21 protein-coding genes and 1 other annotated feature are annotated in these 20821 nt (G+C 54.3%); of the genes, 5 read left to right on the top strand and 16 right to left on the bottom strand.

All coding sequences use genetic code 11. From position 1 onward, the window contains the following. Positions 1-91 precede the first annotated feature (91 nt). Together mog and tal are read right to left on the bottom strand one after the other, a co-directional pair. Complete coding sequence (gene mog / locus ACJ9Y9_RS03755) at positions 92-679, bottom strand: molybdopterin adenylyltransferase (protein WP_028016624.1); 588 nt, start codon at positions 677-679, stop codon at positions 92-94. A 111-nt stretch (positions 680-790) separates the two neighbouring features. Further along, the gene (gene tal, locus ACJ9Y9_RS03750; RefSeq protein ID WP_028016623.1) at positions 791-1744 is read right to left on the bottom strand and encodes a transaldolase; all 954 of its coding nucleotides are present in this window, start codon (positions 1742-1744) and stop codon (positions 791-793) included. Between the two features lie 262 nt (positions 1745-2006). Between tal and ACJ9Y9_RS03745 the strand changes: the two genes are divergently transcribed. Both ACJ9Y9_RS03745 and yaaA read left to right on the top strand, forming a co-directional pair. Further along, positions 2007-3437 carry an alanine/glycine:cation symporter family protein gene (locus tag ACJ9Y9_RS03745; protein WP_407226067.1) on the top strand — a complete coding sequence of 477 codons (1431 nt, stop codon included), beginning with the start codon at positions 2007-2009 and terminating at the stop codon, positions 3435-3437. Positions 3438-3503: 66 nt separating this feature from the next. Beyond that, on the top strand, positions 3504-4277 hold the full coding sequence (gene yaaA, locus ACJ9Y9_RS03740) for a peroxide stress protein YaaA (protein ID WP_028016621.1): 774 nt from the start codon (positions 3504-3506) through the stop codon (positions 4275-4277). A 31-nt stretch (positions 4278-4308) separates the two neighbouring features. Here the strand turns inward: yaaA and ACJ9Y9_RS03735 are convergent, their stop codons facing one another. The 7 genes from ACJ9Y9_RS03735 to yjjY all read right to left on the bottom strand — a co-directional run bounded on the left by ACJ9Y9_RS03735 (position 4309) and on the right by yjjY (position 11165). Then, the gene (locus tag ACJ9Y9_RS03735; protein ID WP_028016620.1) at positions 4309-4602 is read right to left on the bottom strand and encodes a DUF2502 domain-containing protein; all 294 of its coding nucleotides are present in this window, start codon (positions 4600-4602) and stop codon (positions 4309-4311) included. A gap of 292 nt (positions 4603-4894) precedes the next feature. After that, the gene (gene thrC / locus ACJ9Y9_RS03730) at positions 4895-6181 is read right to left on the bottom strand and encodes a threonine synthase (RefSeq protein ID WP_028016619.1); all 1287 of its coding nucleotides are present in this window, start codon (positions 6179-6181) and stop codon (positions 4895-4897) included. Between the two features lie 3 nt (positions 6182-6184). After that, a complete protein-coding gene (gene thrB / locus ACJ9Y9_RS03725; protein ID WP_028016618.1) occupies positions 6185-7114 on the bottom strand; it encodes a homoserine kinase in 930 nt (309 codons plus the stop codon). A 1-nt stretch (position 7115) separates the two neighbouring features. Further along, a complete protein-coding gene (gene thrA / locus ACJ9Y9_RS03720) occupies positions 7116-9578 on the bottom strand; it encodes a bifunctional aspartate kinase/homoserine dehydrogenase I (RefSeq protein ID WP_028016617.1) in 2463 nt (820 codons plus the stop codon). Between the two features lie 24 nt (positions 9579-9602). Further along, positions 9603-9720 (bottom strand) — a sequence feature (Thr leader region). Beyond that, complete coding sequence (gene thrL, locus ACJ9Y9_RS03715) at positions 9659-9727, bottom strand: thr operon leader peptide (protein WP_015572623.1); 69 nt, start codon at positions 9725-9727, stop codon at positions 9659-9661. It overlaps the preceding feature by 62 nt. Positions 9728-9938: 211 nt before the next feature. Further along, positions 9939-10625, bottom strand: a complete 687-nt coding sequence (locus tag ACJ9Y9_RS03710; protein WP_028016616.1) for a tRNA/rRNA methyltransferase — start codon at positions 10623-10625, stop codon at positions 9939-9941. A gap of 399 nt (positions 10626-11024) precedes the next feature. Next, positions 11025-11165, bottom strand: a complete 141-nt coding sequence (gene yjjY / locus ACJ9Y9_RS03705) for a protein YjjY (RefSeq protein WP_085928893.1) — start codon at positions 11163-11165, stop codon at positions 11025-11027. 95 nt (positions 11166-11260) lie between these two features. Here yjjY and arcA point away from each other — a divergent pair, with 95 nt between their 5' ends. Beyond that, positions 11261-11977, top strand: a complete 717-nt coding sequence (arcA, locus tag ACJ9Y9_RS03700) for a two-component system response regulator ArcA (protein ID WP_003856501.1) — start codon at positions 11261-11263, stop codon at positions 11975-11977. 45 nt (positions 11978-12022) lie between these two features. On the opposite strand, the gene creD is transcribed toward arcA, so the two are convergent. Genes creD through creA form a run of 4 tightly spaced genes read right to left on the bottom strand, consistent with a single transcriptional unit; the run spans position 12023 to position 16030 of the window. Next, the gene (gene creD / locus ACJ9Y9_RS03695; protein WP_028016615.1) at positions 12023-13375 is read right to left on the bottom strand and encodes a cell envelope integrity protein CreD; all 1353 of its coding nucleotides are present in this window, start codon (positions 13373-13375) and stop codon (positions 12023-12025) included. A gap of 56 nt (positions 13376-13431) precedes the next feature. Next, a complete protein-coding gene (gene creC, locus ACJ9Y9_RS03690) occupies positions 13432-14856 on the bottom strand; it encodes a two-component system sensor histidine kinase CreC (RefSeq protein WP_028016614.1) in 1425 nt (474 codons plus the stop codon). After that, entirely contained in the window at positions 14856-15545 is a 690-nt protein-coding gene (gene creB, locus ACJ9Y9_RS03685) for a two-component system response regulator CreB (protein ID WP_028016613.1), read from the bottom strand. Before creB ends, creC begins: the two co-directional genes overlap by 1 nt. Before the next feature lie 14 nt (positions 15546-15559). Next, positions 15560-16030, bottom strand: a complete 471-nt coding sequence (gene creA / locus ACJ9Y9_RS03680; RefSeq protein ID WP_028016612.1) for a protein CreA — start codon at positions 16028-16030, stop codon at positions 15560-15562. 211 nt (positions 16031-16241) lie between these two features. On the opposite strand from creA, the gene robA reads away from it, so the two are divergent. Further along, positions 16242-17111 carry an MDR efflux pump AcrAB transcriptional activator RobA gene (robA, locus tag ACJ9Y9_RS03675; RefSeq protein ID WP_028016611.1) on the top strand — a complete coding sequence of 290 codons (870 nt, stop codon included), beginning with the start codon at positions 16242-16244 and terminating at the stop codon, positions 17109-17111. Here robA and gpmB read toward each other — a convergent pair. Next, positions 17108-17755, bottom strand: a complete 648-nt coding sequence (gene gpmB / locus ACJ9Y9_RS03670; RefSeq protein ID WP_028016610.1) for a 2,3-diphosphoglycerate-dependent phosphoglycerate mutase GpmB — start codon at positions 17753-17755, stop codon at positions 17108-17110. The genes robA and gpmB overlap by 4 nt on opposite strands. Before the next feature lie 50 nt (positions 17756-17805). On the opposite strand from gpmB, the gene yjjX reads away from it, so the two are divergent. Then, a complete protein-coding gene (gene yjjX / locus ACJ9Y9_RS03665; protein WP_028016609.1) occupies positions 17806-18321 on the top strand; it encodes an inosine/xanthosine triphosphatase in 516 nt (171 codons plus the stop codon). On the opposite strand, the gene trpR is transcribed toward yjjX, so the two are convergent. Both trpR and sltY read right to left on the bottom strand, forming a co-directional pair. Then, entirely contained in the window at positions 18312-18641 is a 330-nt protein-coding gene (gene trpR, locus ACJ9Y9_RS03660; protein WP_028016608.1) for a trp operon repressor, read from the bottom strand. The genes yjjX and trpR overlap by 10 nt on opposite strands. 55 nt (positions 18642-18696) lie before the next feature. Then, positions 18697-20634 carry a murein transglycosylase gene (sltY, locus tag ACJ9Y9_RS03655; RefSeq protein WP_028016607.1) on the bottom strand — a complete coding sequence of 646 codons (1938 nt, stop codon included), beginning with the start codon at positions 20632-20634 and terminating at the stop codon, positions 18697-18699. Positions 20635-20821 lie beyond the last annotated feature (187 nt).

Below are 20821 nucleotides of genomic sequence, written 5' to 3'. Positions count from 1 at the left end.
TTTTTACAGCAAACGTAAAGAAAAAATTACTATACCGTAAAACCTTTACCACGCCATCGCCGCTTCAGCTAATGTCACATAATCATTATTTTCAGGATATTGTCTCGCGGCGCGCGCTTTTAGGCCGAAAAGCTGCTACGACTTTCTCATCGGTTTCCACATACGGACCGTCCAGCAACTGTATACAATACGGTACACTTGCAAAGATCCCGTGTACAATCACGCTGCCATCGTCGGCTTTAAGCCCTTCCAGCGTCTCTTTGATCGACTTCGGCTGGCCCGGCAGGTTCAGGATCAACGCCTGTTTGCGGATCACGCCCACCTGGCGAGAGAGGATGGCGGTTGGAACAAAGTGTAGGCTGATCTGACGCATTTGCTCACCGAAGCCCGGCATTTCACGGTCGGCGACTGCCAGCGTCGCATCTGGCGTGACATCGCGACGTGCAGGCCCGGTTCCACCCGTGGTCAACACCAGATGGCAGCTCATCTCATCCACCAGCTCGCACAGCGTCTGCTCAATGATCGGCTGTTCGTCTGGGATCAGGCGGGTCTGGATTTCAAAAGGGGTAGTCAGCGCGCTGCCCAGCCACTCTTGCAGAGCCGGGATGCCTTTATCCTGGTAAACACCGCTGGAGGCGCGGTCAGAAATCGACACTAAGCCGATGCGTAAGGTATTCATAGCCATTCCATCTAAAAAGTACTGATTAAAGGGAATGATACACGCAGAGAGGAAATTCAGACAGGGTACGAAAGAAGTCGCGTGACCGGGAACCCGGTCACGCAGAAATGATTACAGCAGGTCGCCGATCATTTTTTCCAGTTTGCCCTGGTCAACAGCAAACTTACGGATACCGTCCGCCAGTTTGTCTACTGCCATTGGATCCTGGTTGTGCTGCCACAGGAACTCGGACTCAGTGATGCGCTCTGGGCGCGCTTTCACTTCACCGGTGTAAGACAGCTTACGCTCGATCGCGCCTTCGCTTTCTGCCAGCTCTTTCAGCAGTGCAGGGGCGATGGTCAGGCGGTCACAGCCAGCCAGCTCGATGATTTCACCGACGTTACGGAAGCTTGCGCCCATAACAACAGTCTCATAACCGTGCTGTTTGTAGTATTCGTAGATTTCAGTAACGGAAACCACGCCTGGATCTTCAGCAGGTGCGTACTCTTTCTTATCGGTGTTGGCTTTGTACCAGTCCAGAATACGGCCTACGAACGGAGAAATCAGGTAGACACCGGCTTCTGCACATGCACGCGCCTGCGCGAAGGAGAACAGCAGAGTCAGGTTACAGTTGATGCCGTCTTTTTCCAGCTGCTCAGCCGCGCGAATGCCCTGCCAGGTAGAGGCCAGTTTGATCAGGATACGGTCGTTGCTGATACCCGCATCGTTGTACATTTTGATCAGACGTTTTGCTTTGGCGATTGACGCTTCGGTGTCGTAGGAGAGGCGTGCATCCACTTCGGTAGAGATGCGGCCAGGAACCAGTTTCAGGATTTCCAGACCGATGTTCACTGCCAGTTTGTCAGTGGCATCAACAATTTGCTGCGCGCGGTCATTGCTCTGCGCTTTCGCCCAGGTCACAGCGTCGTCAATCAGTTTGCGATACTCAGGGATCTGTGCAGCGTTCAGGATCAGAGAAGGGTTAGTTGTGGCATCCTGCGGCTGGTACAACTTCATTGCCGCGATATCTCCGGTGTCAGCTACGACAGTGGTGAACTGACGAAGGGAGGTCAATTTATCCGTCATGATAGTGTTTCTCTTTTAACGTGCCCTGGATAATTCACGCTACCGACAGCATGCCTGCAGCGGAAAAATGACAGGTTTACTTGTTAGGGGGATGTAACCGGTCTGCCCAGATGATAACACGAGTGAGAGGTAGCGCAACCGCAGACAGTGCGCTTAGACAGAGTATGATAAACTCAGAATATTAACAGGCTGCTAAGTAACAGCATGCTCAATCAGTGGTAGCGCTTACATATTCATATTGGCATCAACAAGAGGGACGTTAATGCCTGATTTCCTTTTCTTTATCAACGAAATCCTCTGGGGTTCGATAATGATATATCTGCTATTAGGGGCAGGTATATGGTTCACACTGCGCAGTGGTTTTATCCAGTTTAGATATATACGCAAGTTTGGCAGAAGTCTGAAAAACAGCATTACGCCGCAGCCAGGCGGACTCACCTCGTTTCAGGCGCTTTGTACCAGTCTCGCCGCACGTGTCGGTAGCGGTAACCTGGCGGGGGTGGCCTTGGTCATCAGCGCCGGTGGTCCTGGCGCCGTCTTCTGGATGTGGGTCACCGCGATCGTTGGCATGGCCACCTCGTTTGCCGAATGCTCTCTCGCACAGCTGTACAAAGAGAAGGACAAACACGGTCAGTTTCGCGGCGGTCCTGCCTGGTATATGGCGCGTGGGTTAGGGATGCGCTGGATGGGCGTTCTGTTCTCGCTTTTTTTACTGCTCGCTTATGGCCTTATTTTTAATACGGTTCAGGCTAATTCTGTCGCCAATGCTCTGCGCTATGCCTTCGCCTGCCCGGAGTGGATCACAGGCATCGTTTTATCCCTCTTCGTTCTGTTCACCATTTCTGCTGGTCTCAAAGGCATCGCCCGCCTGATGCAGTGGATGGTTCCCGTGATGGCGCTGCTCTGGGTTGGCGCGAGCCTGTTTGTCGCCGCACTGCATGCCGATCAGGTTCCAGGAATCATTACCACTATCTTCAAAAGCGCTTTTGGCTGGCGTGAGGCGGCATCAGGTGCGCTGGGCTACACCTTCAGCCAGGCGCTGATGGCGGGTTTTCAGCGAGGAATGTTTTCCAATGAAGCGGGGATGGGGTCAACCCCCAACGCGGCGGCAGCCGCCTCTTCCTGGCCGCCACACCCTGCCGCACAAGGCATTGTGCAAATGATTGGCGTCTTTACCGATACCATTATTATCTGCTCCGCCAGCGCCATGATTTTGCTACTGGCAGGCCCCGTACCGCATTCGTCGGGAAACGCCGGGATACAGCTTCTTCAGCAGGCTCTGGTGAACCTTACTGGCAGCTGGGGGGCCGGTTTTGTCGCGATCATACTGATATTGTTCGCCTTCAGCTCAATTGTGGTGAATTACCTTTACGCCGAAAATAACCTTATCTTCCTGAAACTCGACTCCCGTGCCGCAATCAGTGCGTTGCGCCTGGGAGTGATACTGATGGTCATTGCAGGATCCCTACTCAGCATGCCGTTGGTCTGGCAACTGGCTGACGTCATCATGGCACTGATGGCCATCACCAACCTTACGGCGATCCTGCTGCTCTCCCCCATTGTTAGCCTGATTGCCCGGGACTATCTTCGTCAACGCAAACTGGGTGTTCCACCGGTATTTGATCCCACACGCTATCCTGAAGTTAACGCGCAACTGCCCCCCGGCACATGGGATGATTTGCCCCGGCGATAACAGCTATCGATCAATTCAGGGCGATTTTTTGCTAAAGTCGCTCTAAATTTCCTGCAAGGACTGGATATGCTGATTCTTATTTCACCTGCAAAAACGCTCGACTACCAGAGCCCGCTCGCCACCGAGCGCTATACGCAACCTGAACTGCTGGACTATTCACAACAGCTGATCCGCGAAGCGCGTAAACTCTCTGCACCACAAATCGCCTCGCTGATGAGCATCAGCGATAAGCTCGCAGATCTTAACGCCACCCGCTTCCACGAGTGGCACCCGGATTTCACGCCAGCCAACGCTCGCCAGGCGCTGCTGGCGTTTAAAGGTGATGTGTATACCGGCCTGCAGGCGGAAGAGTTCAGCGAAGCCGATTTCGATTTTGCCCAGCAGCACCTGCGCATGCTCTCAGGCCTGTACGGCGTACTGCGTCCGCTGGATTTGATGCAGCCATATCGCCTGGAGATGGGTATCCGATTAGAGAATGCAAAAGGCAAAGATCTGTACCATTTCTGGGGTGACATCATCACCGACAAGCTAAACGCAGCGCTACATGCCCAGGGCGATAACGTGGTGATTAACCTGGCCTCCGATGAATACTACAAGTCGGTGAAGCCGAAAAAGCTGGATGCCGAAATCATCAAGCCGGTATTCCTCGACGAGAAGAACGGTAAGTTCAAAGTGATCAGTTTCTACGCCAAAAAAGCGCGTGGTCTGATGAGCCGCTACATCATTCAGAACCGACTGACGAAGCCGGAGCAGTTGACCGGATTTAACAGCGAAGGGTATTTCTTTGACGAAGCGTCGTCAGGGAAAGGTGAACTGGTGTTTAAGCGCCACGAGCAGTAAAACATAACCCCGCCAGCTGGCGGGGTTTGCATTAATGGTGCTTCCAGTCCGGACCTGGACGATGATCGTCGTGACGGTGGTCTGGATGGTCGTCACGATCGTGATGTTCGTCATGAGGACGCCAGTGATTATCGCGCCAGTCATAATGGGCCTTCCACCAGTCATGGTCACGCCAGCTACCGCCATCCCAGTAGTGTCCGTGGTTATCCTGGTCACCAATCTGCAGTTTTACCGCAGGCACGAGTGTGATTTCAGATGCCTGTACCGCCATAGGAGCGACCAGCATCAGTGAAAGTGCGATGAGGACAGGTTTCAACGTAGACATAGGTGACTCCTTATTCTTCTTGCCCAACGTGGGCCGATGTAAGGAGGTTACGTGAGGGGAACCGGGGTTGTTATTCTCTGCAATCCTAATCTCTAAGTGACCGCATTTATTGGGAATTTCTGCATTTTCCCTTCTTTTTTTCTCCTTAATTTCTCCATAAAAAAGCCGGGTATCGGCTACGCCTTACCCGGCCTCGGTACAGTGCTGCTGTTGCCGGGTGACGCTGCGCTTACCCGGCCAACGTTCTGAGCCGTTGTAGGTCGGGTAAGGCGTAGCCGTCACCCGACAAAAATCACGCTCGAGCCATCATCAGCTTACGCAGCGCGGCAAAATCCGCAGGTAGTTCATGAGACAGCAGCGGCAGGTCGGCACGTTCGGCCAGCTCTTTCGGCAGCGGCAGCGTTTCACCCAGAATCTCTTCCACGCTCTCTTTGAATTTTGCCGGATGCGCCGTCCCCAGGAACAGGCCATATTCACCTGGATTAAGCTGATCGCGCAAAGCACGATAAGCAATTGCGGCGTGCGGTTCGGAGGTGTACCCCACCGCTTTCAGCTCACGCATGGTCTCTTTGGTGGTTTCATCCGTCACCGCTGCGTAACCCAGATCGCCCAGACGCCAGATTTTGCGGCGGAACAGTTCTTCCACTCGCGGCCAGTTATTCGGCTGCGACACATCCATCGCATTGGAGAGCGTTGCCTTCGTCGCGTTCGGCGCCCATTTGCCGTCTTTCAGGAAACGCGGCACGGTGTCGTTAGCGTTGGTGGCAGCGATAAAGCGTTTCACCGGCAGACCCAGGGATTTTGCCAGCAGGCCAGCCGTCAGGTCACCAAAGTTACCGCTTGGCACAGAGACAACAAGCTGATTACGCGCTTCCTGCGGGAGCTGTGCAACCGCTTCGAAATAGTAGCAAATCTGCGCCAGCAGACGGCTGATGTTGATCGAGTTCGCGGAGTTCAGACCCAGCGCCGCCTTCAGCTCTTCATCATCGAAGGCCTGTTTGACCAGTGCCTGGCAGGCGTCGAAATCACCGTCGATAGCCACGGTCTCAATGTTGCCGCCGAGGGTACAGAACAGTTTTTCCTGCAGAGGGCTGATTTTGCCTTTCGGGTAGAGGATCACCACACGAACGTTTTTCAGGCCGTAGAACGCATGCGCAACCGCCGCACCGGTATCACCGGAGGTAGCCGTCAGAATGGTTACCGGTTTGTCGCCGCTGATGTGGGTCAGCATCTGAGCCATAAAGCGGCCACCGAAATCTTTGAACGCCAGGGTCGGGCCGTGAAACAGTTCCAGACAGCCAACGTCAGGCTCCACCTGCTGAACCGGAGCCGGGAAAGCGAACGCCGACCGCACGCGTTCTTCCAGCAGATCCTGCGGGATTTCGTCGCCGATAAACGCAGACAGAATTTTGGTACTGCGGGTGACAAAATCCAGCTTCAGCAGTTCATCAATCTCGGTCAGCTGAAATTCCGGCAGGTCATGGGGGAAGAATAACCCCTGATTTTTGCCCAGTCCCTGAGTCACCGCCTGCGCGAAGCTGACCTGCTCGTTATGATCTTTAAGATTGTAGAGTTTCATTCGTTATCCCAGTACTCGTGCGCCAGCCGTGTCCAGACGGCAAATATGAACAAAGCCTTCCTGATTTTGCAGGTAGTGTTTAGAGAGCCAGTCCGCTACGCGTTGTGCAGTGTCTGGTTTATCGCATAAGGCGAACAGCGTCGGGCCGGAGCCGGAGATGCCGCATGCCTGCGCGCCAATATCCAAAGATGCCTGTCGCGCCTCGTTAAAACCAGGCAGCAGTTTGGTGCGGTATGGCTCGGCAATAACATCTTTCATCAATTTCGCCGCCAGCTGCGGCTGACGGGTATAGCAGGCGTGAATAAAGCCGGCCAGATGACGTCCGTGGGCGATACAGTCCTGGCGACGATACTGCGCAGGCAGGATCGCACGCGCTTCAGCGGTGGAAACCTTAATACCCGGATAGGCCAGCACCCACAGCCACTCATCAAACCCTGGCACCTGCTGGCTGATGATGCCATTTTCTTCGATCATCAGCTGCATGCCGCCAAGGAAGCACGGCGCAACGTTGTCATAGTGAATGCTGCCAGAGATCCGTCCTTCCAGCTCGCCCATTAACCCCAGCAGGCGGTTATTGTTGAGCGGTTTGCCGCAGTGTTCATTCATGGCCACCAGCGCAGCGACCACCGAGCAGGCGCTGGAGCCCAGCCCTGAGCCAATCGGCATACTTTTTTCCAGCGTCATGGTGACCGGCACATTTTTGCCAATCTCCTGACAGAAGCGCTCCCAGCACTGATAGACGATATTCTCGCGCGGGTCCGACGGCAGTTTGCTGGCAAAGCGGCCCACGTTATTCAGGCTGAAGCTATTTGCCGCTTCAACCGTGACCGTATCGCCCAGCAGAGAACCATCAACCGGCGTGACCGCCGCACCCAGCACATCAAATCCGACGCTCATATTGGCGCTGGAAGCCGGGGCATAAACTTTGACCATGTTAAACTCCTAACTTCCATGACAGGGTACGCAGCAGATCGGCAAACACACCCGCCGCTGTAACATCGTTCCCTGCGCCATAACCGCGAAGCACCAGCGGCAATGGCTGATAATAGTGGCTGTAAAACGCAAGGGCGTTTTCGCCGTTTTTGACTTTGTACAGCGGGTCGTTGCCATCCACTTCGGCAATCTTCACCCGGCACACACCATCTTCTTCAATATTGCCAACATAGCGCAATACCTTACCTTCATCACGGGCTTTCGCAACGCGTGCGGCAAACGCATCGTCAAGCTGCGGCAAATTAGCCATAAAGGCACCGACATCACCGGAGCTATCAAATTCTGCTGGCAGGACCGGTTCAATCACGATATCGGAAAGCTCCAGCTCACGACCTGTTTCACGCGCCAGGATCAGCAGCTTACGCGCCACATCCATCCCGGAGAGATCGTCACGCGGATCCGGCTCGGTATAACCCAGTTCACGCGCAGCGCGGGTCGCTTCTGAGAGGCTCATGCCTTCATCCAGTTTGCCGAAAATAAACGACAGCGATCCGGAGAGGATACCGGAGAAACGCTGCAGTTCATCCCCCGCGTTCAGCAGGTTTTGCAGGTTCTCGATAACCGGCAAACCAGCACCCACGTTGGTGTCATACAGGAATTTGCGACGCGATTTGCTCGCCGCCAGGCGCAACTGGTGGTAGTAGTTCATCGACGAGGTGTTGGCCTTTTTGTTCGGCGTCACCACGTGGAAGCCTTCACGCAGGAAGTCAGCGTACTGATCGGCGACCGCCTGGTTCGACGTACAGTCGACAATCACCGGGTTGAGCAGGTGATACTCTTTCACCAGACGGATCAGGCGGCCCAGATTAAACGGCTCTTTCGCCTCGTTTATTTCCGCCTGCCAGTTTTCCAGATTCAGGCCATGCACGTTGGTCAGCAACGCTTTTGAGTTGGCTATCCCGCAGACGCGCAGATCAATATGTTTCTTCTTCAGCCACGCCTGCTGGCGCTTCACCTGCTCCAGCAGCGCGCCGCCAACGCCGCCCACGCCAATCAGGAACAGTTCGATGACCTGATCGGTGTTGAACAGCATCTGGTGAACCACGCGAACGCCAGTGGTGGCGTCATCGTTGTCCACAACAACAGAGATTGAACGCTCTGACGAGCCCTGGGCAATCGCCACGATATTGATATTGGCGCGTGCCAGCGCAGCGAAGAACTTGGCGGAGATACCGCGTAGCGTGCGCATGCCATCGCCCACCACCGAGATGATCGCCAGACGCTCCTGAATGTACAGCGGCTCAAGCAGTTCTTCTTTCAGCTCAAGATAGAACTCTTCCTCCAGCGCGCGGCGGGCGCGCAGGCAGTCGGCCTGCGGCACGCAGAAGCTGATGCTGTATTCCGAAGAAGACTGGGTGATCAGCACCACGGAGATACCGTTGCGGGACATGGCTGCAAACACGCGCGCCGCCATACCGACCATCCCTTTCATCCCCGGACCTGAGACGCTGAACATCGCCATGTTGTTGAGATTAGAGATCCCTTTCACCGGCAGGCCGTCTTCATCGTTACTCGCGCCAATCAGCGTACCGGGTGCCTGCGGGTTACCGGTGTTTTTAATCAGGCAAGGGATCTGGAACTGGGCAATCGGAGAGATGGTACGCGGGTGAAGGACTTTAGCGCCGAAGTAGGAAAGCTCCATCGCTTCCTGATACGACATCGACTTCAACAGCCTGGCGTCCGGTACCTGGCGCGGGTCGCAGGTATAAACACCATCGACGTCAGTCCAGATCTCACAACAGTCCGCGCGTAAACAGGCGGCCAGCACGGCGGCGGAATAGTCGGAGCCGTTACGGCCCAGCACCACCAGCTCACCCTTCTCGTTACCGGCGGTGAAGCCTGCCATCAGGATCATGTGGTCAGACGGAATTTTGCTTGCAGCGATGCGGCGGGTTGATTCGGCAATATCAACAGTGGATTCGAGGTAGTGGCCCACCGCCAGCAGTTTTTCAACCGGATCGATCACAGTCACGTGATGACCACGCGCTTCCAGCACGCCCGCCATGATGGCGATAGAGAGTTTTTCGCCTCGACAGATCAGTGCCGCGTTGATGCTGTCCGGGCACTGGCCGAGAAGGCTGATGCCGTGCAGAACATGTTTAATTTGCGCGAATTCCTGCTCAACGAAGGACTTCAGTTGAGCGTGCGGAAAGCCTGGCTGCGCCTCTGCCAGCCCTTGCAGTAAGTCAGCGAAGATGCGCTCTGCGTCGCTGATGTTCGGGAGTGCATCCTGACCACCGATGGTTTTTTCAATCATCGCCACCAGATGGTTCGTGATTTTTGCCGGGGCAGAGAGCACGGTCGCAACCTGCCCCTGCCTGGCGTTGCTTTCCAGGATATCGGCAACGCGCAGAAAACGTTCTGCATTTGCCACTGATGTACCGCCGAACTTCAACACTCGCATGGTTCTACCTCGTTTCCTTTAGCCGAAAAAAAAGCCCGCACTGTTCAGGTGCGGGCTTTTTTTTGTTTTTCCTGTACGCGTCAGCCCGCATCGTTACCTGTGGTAATGATGATGGTTGTGGTAATGGTGGTGATGCTGATGCGTTTCATGGATGTTGTGTACTCTGTCATTATTATCTGTCTGTGCTGTATTCTTTTAGGGTTAAAGGATCGGGCACCTTAAGTCAATGGATTTTTAATTTGATCACATTTCGGGAGACTCTCACGTCCCGCTGCGTGCAGATTTATTTTCATCCGATTCCCCCAAGTGCAACCCATCCAGACAGACTTATTCGCCATAGTAAAAACTTATGGCAGTATTTTACTCGGCCAATTTTTTTTCAATATCGTGCAGCAAACGGTGCAGCATGGCGGTGTCCCGCTGCTCAAGACGCCCCAAACGCTGCTGCAGCCAGTCAGCCATTTTTTGATCGTCCGCTACCCCCAATTGAGATAACAGTTGCTCAACACGAGCGCGCAGTGCGGCCAGCTGGTTTTCGTTTGCCCCCTCAGCCTGTGGCTGAGAGATTTGCATTAGGGAAGCTAATTGATAGCAGTAGACCATGACCGCCTGGCCTAAATTCAGGGACGGATAATCGGCCACCATCGGTGCCCCCGTGAGCACGTCAGCGAGTTCCAGCTCTTCGTTTGTTAACCCGGAATCTTCACGGCCAAACACCAGCGCGGCTTTCTCCAGCCACTGGCTTTTCTCTTTCAGCATGGGCACCAGTTCAGCAGGGGTGGCGTAGTAGTGGAATTTCGCACGGCTGCGCGCGGTGGTCGCAACGGTAAACGAAATGTCGTGCAACGCGGCGGCTAGTGTGTCGTAAGTAGTTATATTATCGAGAATATCTCCCGACCCGTGCGCCACCCACCGGGCGGCAGGCTCCAGATGGGCCGCGCTGTCCACAATACGTAAATCGGTAAAACCCATGGTCTTCATGGCACGCGCCGCTGCGCCTATATTTTCGGCTCTGGCTGGGGCAACCAGTACAATCGACAGATGCATTTATGCTCTCTTTTTAATCAGTTAGCGGGTAAAAATGTGATGCACATCAACATATTACGCAGCGCGAATTTACAAAATTGCAACACAAATCACCGAAATAGCGTTTCATAACAAATTAAAAACGCTAAACTATTTTGTGTCTGAACAATCAGTTAGAATGTTAACAGAAGACTATTATCCTTATGTTTTATAATGATAATAGCGACATGAATACCCTATTCTGATTGGATTCACTTCGTTTATAAATCAAGGTCCGCAACTAGTTGGTTTATTGAAAAATTGTGATAAAGGCTAGCATTCAGCTACGATGATTTCATCAAACTGTTAACGTGCTACAATTGAACTTGATATATGTCAACGAAGCGTAGTTTTATTGGGTGTCTGGTGTCACTTAGCCTGTTATGTTGCTGTTAAAATGGTTAGGATGACAGCCGTTTTTGACACTGTCGGGTCCAAAGGGAAAGTACCCAAGACCAAGCTAATGATGTTGTTGACGTTGATGGAAAGTGCATCAAGAACGCAATTACGTACTTTAGTCACGTTAGGCCGGTCATGTTAATTTGCGACATGTATCAGGCAGGTCAGGGACTTTTGTACTTCCTGTTTCGATTTAGTTGGCAATTTAGGTAGCAAACATGCAGACCCCGCACATTCTTATCGTTGAAGACGAGTTGGTAACACGCAACACGTTAAAGAGCATTTTCGAAGCAGAAGGCTACGATGTCTTTGAAGCGACCGATGGCGCAGAGATGCATCAGATCCTTTCTGAAAATGATATCAACCTGGTGATCATGGATATTAACCTTCCGGGCAAAAACGGTCTTCTTCTGGCGCGCGAACTGCGTGAACAGGCGAACGTCGCGTTGATGTTCCTGACAGGCCGTGACAACGAAGTTGATAAAATTCTTGGCCTGGAAATCGGTGCGGATGACTACATCACCAAGCCGTTCAACCCTCGCGAGTTAACCATTCGTGCACGCAACCTGCTTTCCCGAACCATGAACCTGGGTACGGTCAGCGAAGAGCGTCGTAGCGTCGATAGCTACAAATTCAACGGCTGGGAACTTGATATCAATAGCCGTTCACTGATTAGCCCGAACGGTGAGCAGTATAAACTGCCGCGCAGTGAATTCCGCGCGATGCTGCACTTCTGCGAAAACCCGGGCAAAATTCAGTCCCGTGCAGAGCTGCTGAAGAAAATGACCGGACGTGAGCTGAAACCACACGACCGTACCGTAGACGTAACGATCCGTCGTATTCGTAAACATTTCGAATCTACGCCGGATACCCCGGAAATCATCGCCACGATCCACGGCGAAGGGTACCGTTTCTGCGGCGATCTGCAGGAGTAATCCCGCAGTTAACGCATTAAAAAACGGCGCATTTGCGCCGTTTTTTTATTTCCAAATCCGCATCGTATCGTCATCCGGTGCTGCAGGTGGCTCAGGTCGCTTCGGCTGAGAGAGCGAGTACCAGTCGAAATGCCGGGTCAGGTACATCACCGCAAACAGCGCCAGCGCGAGAACCGCTGACCCCAACAGCAGCGCGCTGTCCTCCGAACGCAGCAGGAACCACATCACCACGTCCAGCCCGAGTAGCGCCAGCACAAACAGCCCGCTGCGCTTCCAGCTTTTCAGCACGGCCTGCAGGTACATTCCGTTCATCGCTGCGCCAACCAGACTTGCAACAACCCAGGCGGGCGTAAACCCGACGTGTTCAGACAGCGCCAGCAGCACCAGATAGAACAGGACCAGCGACAGCCCCACCAGCAGATACTGCATCGGGTGAAGGCGTAATCCGGTTAAGGTTTCGAAGACAAAGAAGGCCATAAACGTCAGTGCAATCAGCAAAATAGCGTACTTGATCGCACGGTCAGTCAGCTGATACTGGTCGGCTGGCGTCGCTACCGTGACGCTGAAGGCCGGGAGCGCCTCCCACTCCGGCGACTCCTTGCCGTAGAACCAGCTCTCAAGGTTATTTGCAAACCAGCTGCTCTGCCAGTTCGCCTGGAAACCGGACTCGCCTATCTGATGCTTAACGGGGAGATAATCGCCCATAAAACCCGGATGCGGCCAGTTGCTGGTGAGCGTCATTTCGCTATTACGCCCTACCGGTACCACCGCAAAACTGCCCGTTCCCGCCAGGCTGAGGGACATCTCAAGCGCAAACGTTTTGGCTTCCAGCGCTTTGTCGGTCAGCGGGATGTGGATCCCAGCAAGCGCCCCGTAGACGCCTGAACCGGGTTCCACGCTTAGCGTCTCACCGTTGATTTTAGAGATACTGACCGTGCCAATGCCCCGCGCGTCGCCAACGCCCGTTACGATAAACGGTTGCCCTGTTGTTATCGTTTCCCCTCTCAGTTGTTTTAGCTCTTCGGTATTAAACTGTGCTTTTATCTTCAGGTCAGCGTTCCAGATTTGCCCGTCGTAGATGCCAATATTTCGGGACTCCACGCGCTGGTTACCTTCCACAACCAGAGATTCCGGCAGAATGAAATGCATATAGCTTTTCTTGTATTCGACCTTCTTCTCGTCCTCTATCTTGTAAAAGATCTCCGTAATCGGAATAGCAATCAGCGGGCCGACCAGTTTTTGCGGTCCGCTGGTGCTCTGGCGCAGCGTGTTTTCGACATCATTACGGTAGTTTTCACGCTCTGAAATCAGGTTACTGACCATAAAAAGCGGGACTAACAACAGCAGGATGCACCCCAGCAGAGTGCTTACTTTCCAGAACAGGGGGGATTTCATCATTACGTCTCCTTTGTGATGAGGAGAGCGTAACCGGGCTATGTGGGGCCAGTTTGAAGTTATGTGAAGGGACGGTGAAGTATCAGCGTGGCCATCACGCCACCTTCATCACGATTACGCAATGTGACCTCCCCCTGGTGCAGACGCGCCACCTCCTGTACAAAGGCCAGCCCAAGGCCGCTGCTTTTCAATCCATTGTCACGAGGAAGAGAGTAAAAACGTTCGAAAATTCGCGTCAGGGCATAATCCGGGATCCCGCTGCCGCTGTCGGTGACGGTAAAGTGTATCTGCTTGTCCCCTTCATGGGCTGCAAGCTGAACAGCCCCGCCCTCCGGCGTGAAGTCGATGGCGTTATCCAGTAAATTACCCAATGCCTGTTCAAGCAGCTCCGCATCACCTTCCACACACAGCGCGGTGCTTTTACAGGTCAGGGTGATATTTTTAGCGGTCAGTAGCGTCGAGCGGGCGTCAGCCAGCCGCGTAAACAGCGCATCGACATCGACGCTTGTGGGGACAATCTCCACCCGATTTTCAAGCCGGGCCTGGGCAAGCAACTTTTCGACCAACGATTGCATACGCGCGTTTTGCACCAGGATGTTGTCGATAAATCGCCTGGCGACCTGCGGTGAGGGCTGCTCAGCGAGAATTTCCGCCGCGCCCCGGATCGCGGCCAGCGGACTTTTCAGCTCGTGGGTGAGCGAGTGGACATAGTGTTCGATGTAATTTTTCCCTTCCAGGCGAATACGCATATTCTCCAGCGCCTGCGCCAGCTTGCGCAGTTCACTGCTGCCGGGATTCGGCAATGGCAGAGGGGAATCGGTGGTAACCGCGTCAGCGTAGCGCGACAACGTACCGATAGAACGATTGATCCACCACGCCACAACAAGACCAATCAGCAAAGCAATACCAAGCAATGCACCACCCGCCCACAGGATCCGTCGCTCGCTGCGATGGATAACAGGGGCCATCGCGCTGTTGGGTTTCCCGACCGACAGCACGCCAATAATCTTACCGTTGTCCACAACCGGAGCCGCAACATACATCACCGTGCTCTCTGGATCGTCAGGATTGCTCTGGGTGCTCCGCGCGCCGTATTCGCCACGAAGGGTCAGCCAAACATCGTTCCAGCGGGAGTAATCTTTCCCCACAGCCAGACTCGCGGAATCAAACACCACTCTGCCCTGCGCATCGGTCATGTAGACGTGGTATTCGTTGCGCACTTTATGAATGCCGCCGATATTGGCGCGGAAAGGCCGCTGATGAAGTTGTGAAAAGGCCTGCGCCAGTTTGCCCTGCTGCGCATTGCCCGAAAGGAGATCCTCGCGCCCGACTTCGGCGAGCAAGGTCGCGGTATCGATCAACGTCCCTTCAGTTGCCCTGCGCACACCGGGTTTCACTTCCTGAACAAAGATCGACAGCACAAACCACGCGGCGATACCCACGATCAGGAAGTACCCCAGCAGCAGCCGCATCCCAATGCGCATTAATAAAGCCCCAGGCTGTAGCCCATACCACGATGGGTGCTGATGGGTGAAAGCTCCTCGTTCACCGCCCGCAGCTTGGCGCGCAGGGTTTTGATATGGGTGTCCACGGTACGATCGAAACTGTCCCCGTCTTCGCCCCACACCTTGTCCATTAGCTGCTGGCGGGAGTACACACGTCCGGGAGCCTGTAACAATGTTTTAAGTAACAAAAACTCGTAGCGCGTGAGGGGTAACACTTCACCGCACCAGCTGATTCGTGCCGCAGGTTCGTTCAGTTCAAACTGGCCGATACGCACAACATCCGAAGGCGCGGCTGATTTTTGCATCCGCCGTAAAATTGTCCGCACCCGGGCACACACTTCGCGCGGTGAGAAAGGTTTAGCGACGTAGTCATCAGCCCCCATCTCCAGACCGAGCAGTTTATCCACCTCGTCGCTTCGCGCCGTCAGAAACAGCACCGGCAACGCCGGATGCAGCGCCAGCAGTTGACGGCACAGCTCAAAGCCGCTGATATCCGGCAACCCGACATCAAGAATTGCCAGCGCGGGTACCTGCCGCCTCGCCTCTTCCAGCACGGGCAGACCGCGTTCAAACGCCTTCACCGCGAATCCTTCCTGCTGAAGCATGTAGATAAGTGTGTCAGCGATGCTGATTTCGTCTTCAACCAGCCAGACCACAGGTAGTTGCATGGTTCGTCCCTGAATTAACGCCACGGCATGATTGGCACCGCGCTAATCGCATTTTTCGGTGAACCTTCCACCACTTTGTCGGAATAGGCCAGGTAAGCCAGGGTGTTGCGTTTCGCATCATAGAAACGTACTACCTGCAGCTTTTTAAACACCAGCGAGGTGCGTTTCTGGAACACCACGTCGCCCTGCGCTTTACCGTTCTTAATTTTATCGCTTAACTCAACCGGACCCACCTGCTGGCAAGAGATTGCCGCATCGGAGGTATCTTCCGCCAGTCCCAGGCCACCTTTGATACCGCCGGTTTTCGCCCGGCTGACATAGCAGGTGACGTTCTTCACGTCTGGATCGTCAAACGCCTCGACCACAATTTTGTGGTCCGGGCCAAACATTTTGAACACGGTATCGACGGAACCAATCTGTTCTGCCTGCGCCACGCGCCCGACCATCAGCATCAACGCGGTGAAGATCAAAGTCTTGTATTTCATATTGTTACCATTCTTTAAAATTACACTGGGCGATTATTCAACACTTTAGACAAAAATGTAGCAAGATCACAGGATTAGAATATATTTGCCCACAATGTGCTCCAAAAAGCATGAATGCGCAAAAAAAACACTGAATGCTAAAACATCAAAAAATGCTATTATCCGCTAACCTGTTATCAGGCACCTGCTGTTTTAAGGATGAGGATAGTATATGGATCAGGCTGGAATTATTCGCGACCTGCTCACCTGGCTGGAAGGTCATCTCGACCAGCCTTTGTCACTGGATAATGTGGCGGCTAAAGCAGGCTATTCCAAGTGGCATCTGCAAAGGATGTTCAAGGATGTCACCGGTCATGCTATCGGGGCCTATATTCGCGCGCGTCGTCTGTCTAAGTCTGCTGTGGCATTGCGCCTTACGGCACGGCCGATTCTGGATATTGCCCTGCAATATCGTTTCGATTCGCAGCAAACCTTCACCCGGGCCTTTAAAAAACAGTTCTCGTTAACGCCAGCGCTTTATCGTCGCTCGCCTGACTGGAGCTCGTTTGGTATGCGTCCACCGCTGCGTCTGGGCGAGTTCGCGATGCCAAAATACGAAATTGTCACGTTGCCTGAAACCCATCTGATCGGTACGACGCAGAGCTACTCCTGTTCTCTGGAGCAGATTTCTGAGTTCCGTCATCAGATGCGCGTTCAGTTCTGGCGCGACTTCCTGAGCCACGCCCCGGCGATCCCGCCGATTCTGTATGGCCTCAACGAAACGCATCCAAGTCAGGAAAAAGACGACGAGCAGGAGGTGTTCTACACCACCGCGCTGACCCCAGAGATGGCCAATGGCTATATTCAGGGTTCGAAGCCTGTCGTGCTCGAAGGCGGCGAATACGTGATGTTCGCCTATGAAGGGCTGGGAACGGGCGTTCAGGAGTTTATCCTGACCGTTTACGGAACCTGCATGCCTATGCTGAATCTGAATCGCCGTAAAGGTCAGGACATTGAGCGCTACTACCCGGCGCAGGATGCCAAACCGGAAGAAGGCCCAATCAATCTGCGTATGGAATTCTTAATTCCGATTCGTCGTTAACGCTGCAGTTCGTCAAGTGCAGGGGCATCGAGATGCGAAATGTCCCCTGCCATCTCCACCACCCACCCCGACGCCAGCCATGCGCTTTCCTGGTAATCAATCCGGGAAATGGAGCAGTTGCGCAGACGCAAACGGCGTTCAGCGTAAGCCGGTAACCCCAGAATGGTGCTCACCAGGCAACCCAACGCAATCCCGTGACTCACCAGCAGCGGACGGCTTCCCGCCGGAAGCTTCAGGCATTCCGCCAGTGCGGCATGCATACGAACGCTCAGCTCTTGCATGGATTCGCCTTCAGGGATACGGCCATCTTCGGTACCGTTAACCAGCGTACGACGCCAGCCCTCCTCCTTCTCCGTCAGCGTATCAATATGGCGTTTTTCCAGTACGCCCATATCCAGCTCGCGCAGGCGCGGCTCAAGCATGACGTCACAGCCGCAGGCGTCCGCGATGATGCTCGCCGTCTGCTGTGTGCGACCGAGATCGCTGGTGATAACGTGGGTGATGCCCAACGTTCGGGCGCGTTCCGCCACCTGCCACGCTTGCTGTACCCCCTTTTCAGTGAGGGGACTGTCTGACTGGCCTTGAATACGTCGCTCGGCGTTCCACTGCGTTTCACCGTGGCGAACAAGGTATACCTGTAACATGCTTTTTTTCCGTTATACTGCGATGAGTTTTTTTCGAATCGAGCTTAATTATGCACCATGTTGTCTCTGCTACCACTAATCCTGCCAAAATTCAGGCAATTCTAAGGGCATTTGAAGAGATCTTCGGCGAAGGATCCTGCCATATTGATGCCATCGGCGTCGAGAGTGGTGTTCCTGAACAGCCGTTTGGCAGCGAGGAAACGCGGGCTGGCGCACGAAATCGCGTGGCAAATGCCAAAGTTGCGGTGCCTAAGGCTGACTTCTGGGTGGCGATTGAAGCGGGTATCGACGAAGGTGCAACCTTTAGCTGGGTGGTGATCGAAAGCAGCGAGCAACGTGGTGAAGCGCGCTCGGCGACCCTCCCTCTGCCAGAGATCATTCTGGAAAAAGTCCGTGCGGGTGAAGCGCTGGGGCCGGTGATGTCACAGTACACCGGCATTGATGAGATTGGCCGTAAAGAAGGGGCTATTGGCGTCTTTACTGCAGGCGCACTGACGCGTTCAGGCGTTTACCACCAGGCGGTGATCCTGGCCTTAAGCCCGTTCCATAACGCGATTTATCGCTGATCGCCCAACAGCACAGACTCAAGCCACTGACGCAGCTCAACCGGTGCCGATTTCAGGCTGTTCGATCCGCGGGTAATCGTTGCGATACCCGCACCGAGCTCATTTTTGAGTTCACGCTGGCTCATTTCGCCGCGCAACAGCTCTTCAATAATCCGCACGCGCGTGCCCAGCGCTTCACGCTCATCTGGCGTGAGCATCAGCTGCATAAGGGGCAAATGCAAATCCTGAGCGTAAGACTGGCGGAGCAACTCCACAAAACGAAGCCACTCCTGATGACGTTGTTCGGCCATTGCCGAGGAATACGGGGAATGCTGGGTCATGTTATGCTGCCTCTTGTACTCATTAGCGAGTACAGCATAACACAACCCGCGCCGATCAGTAACGTCTCTGCCACTCGGCATCGCTCATCAGGGTATCTTTCTGCCCCATGAAGTAGCGATAGTATGCGTCATACGCCAGAACGTTCTTCACGTAGCCACGCGTTTCCGAAAACGGAATACTCTCGACAAACGCCACGGCATCGATACGTCCGGCGCTGTTGCCAAGCCAGGTGCGCACGCGACCAGGGCCCGCGTTATACGCCGCAGACGAGAAGATACGGTTGTTACCGAACTGCTGATAAACATACTGCAGGTAGCTGGTACCGATATTGATGTTGGTATCCGGATCGAGAAGCTGTGACGGGCTGCTGTACCCCGGGATATTAAACATCTTCACCGTGTGCGTTGCCGTGCCCGGCATGATCTGCATCAGACCGCTGGCACCCACCGGGGAACGAACTTTCGGGTTCCAGGCACTCTCCTGACGGGCAATCGCCATCGCATAGCTTTGCGGGATATCTTTACCGCTGGTATAGCGATCGAACAGATCTTTGTAAGCCAGTGGGAAACGCTCTTCGAGATGATCCCACAGCTTACCGGCGATCGTGGCCTGCACGCTCAGATCCCACCAGTGGTTATCAAACGCATAGCGGGCAAGCTGAGCTTTCTCGTCAGTACTACGGCTGGTGACCAAATTCGCCCACTCGCTGCGCGCGGTGTTATCCATATTCCAGTACATTAGCTCGCGAACGCGCGCCATTTCAGGCCCCTGCGTCAATGCAGGGTTCGCATTGGCTGGCGCTTTATCAATGCGGAAGGTGTACTCTTCTCCCAGGCGTTGCGCGGCCGCCATCGGGTAGAATCCGCGCTGCTGCATCAGCGTATGGAGGATCTCTTTCGCTTCCTCATCACGTCCTCTCTCCATCAGCAGATCGGCCTGCCAGTAACGCCATTCGTCTTTCTCTTTCGCTTCCATCGGCAGGCGCGCAAGCCAGGTATTGAGCCCACGACGATCGCCTGAGCCCAGCGCCATTCGCACGCGACGTTCCACCAGCGACATGGAGTTCGAACGCATAATGGCATCGTCTCGCCAGCGCGCCTGTTCGTCAGTCACATCCGTGCCCATCAGTCGCCACGCCACAATATCGCGCAGCTCCTGGGTTTGCTCTTCGTTAAGTTGCTGCGCCTGCACCAGCTGCGGGATCATCAGCCGCGCGTTTTCCACATCGTCACGCGCCACGCTGGCAAAGGCTACCGCCGCCATCTGGCGGGTAAAATCGGTCGCGCCTGTGCTACGGGCAAAGGTCAGCACCGAGTTAGGATCGTTGGCCAGCCCAATCACCGCAGTGGAAATGGTTTGATAATCCGATGGCATCTGCCCCGCCAGCGCGGTGACCAGACGCGTGTTTCCGGCTTTCATCGCCAGGCGAATACGCTCCAGATACGCCAGTGGATCTTGCTTGCCAGAGGCGCGCCAGGCACCAAAGAGAGAGTCGCAGGCATTGGGCTGATTTTTACCGGTCAACCACAGATCTTTGGCACCGTTCCATGCCTCTTCCTGCTGCCCCGTGGCCCATTTTGCGTAGTAATAGTTACACTGCGCTTCCGTGGTGGTCGGCTTTTCAGGGCTGAAAGCTAACAGCCCGCGCCAGTCTTCACGACGAGCCAGTTCATTCACAAAACGAGACTGAAGAGTCCGCGCGGGAGGCAGGGTTGGGTTAGCCTGAATGAAATTATTCACCGCGACGGTCGGTTGATTCATGAGATCGTCAGTTAGCTGGCGATACTCCAGATACGGATACAGAGGGTAATCCTTCAGTGTCGGCATCAGCGCCTGCACGGTATCCATCTGCTTGTTGTCCCACGCCTGTTTGATCTGGGCGTAGCGATTACGTTGTTCATCCAGTGAATCGGCATGCACCGCCTGGCTTACCGCCATTACGCATACGCTGGCAGCGAGCAGACGCCAGACCACCTGTTTGGCTTTTTCCACAAGCTCTTCCTCTTTGTTTTTCGTCAATTGCAGCGTCTTGCCACGTCAAAGTCTAATCAACTTATGCTAACCAGGCATCCTGCAACGCGCCACGTCATGGACACTTTTTTACCTTTCTTGCGCGTTTTAACACTCCCGACGTTCCTGGCTGGGATTAGGTCGTGAAAAAGGCTACACTTCGAGGCTG

It is taken from the genome of Enterobacter sp. CPE_E1241 (genome assembly GCF_045618265.1).
Classification (GTDB): Bacteria; Pseudomonadota; Gammaproteobacteria; order Enterobacterales; family Enterobacteriaceae; genus Enterobacter; species Enterobacter adelaidei.
This window is presented reverse-complemented; position numbering and strand designations above follow the sequence as displayed.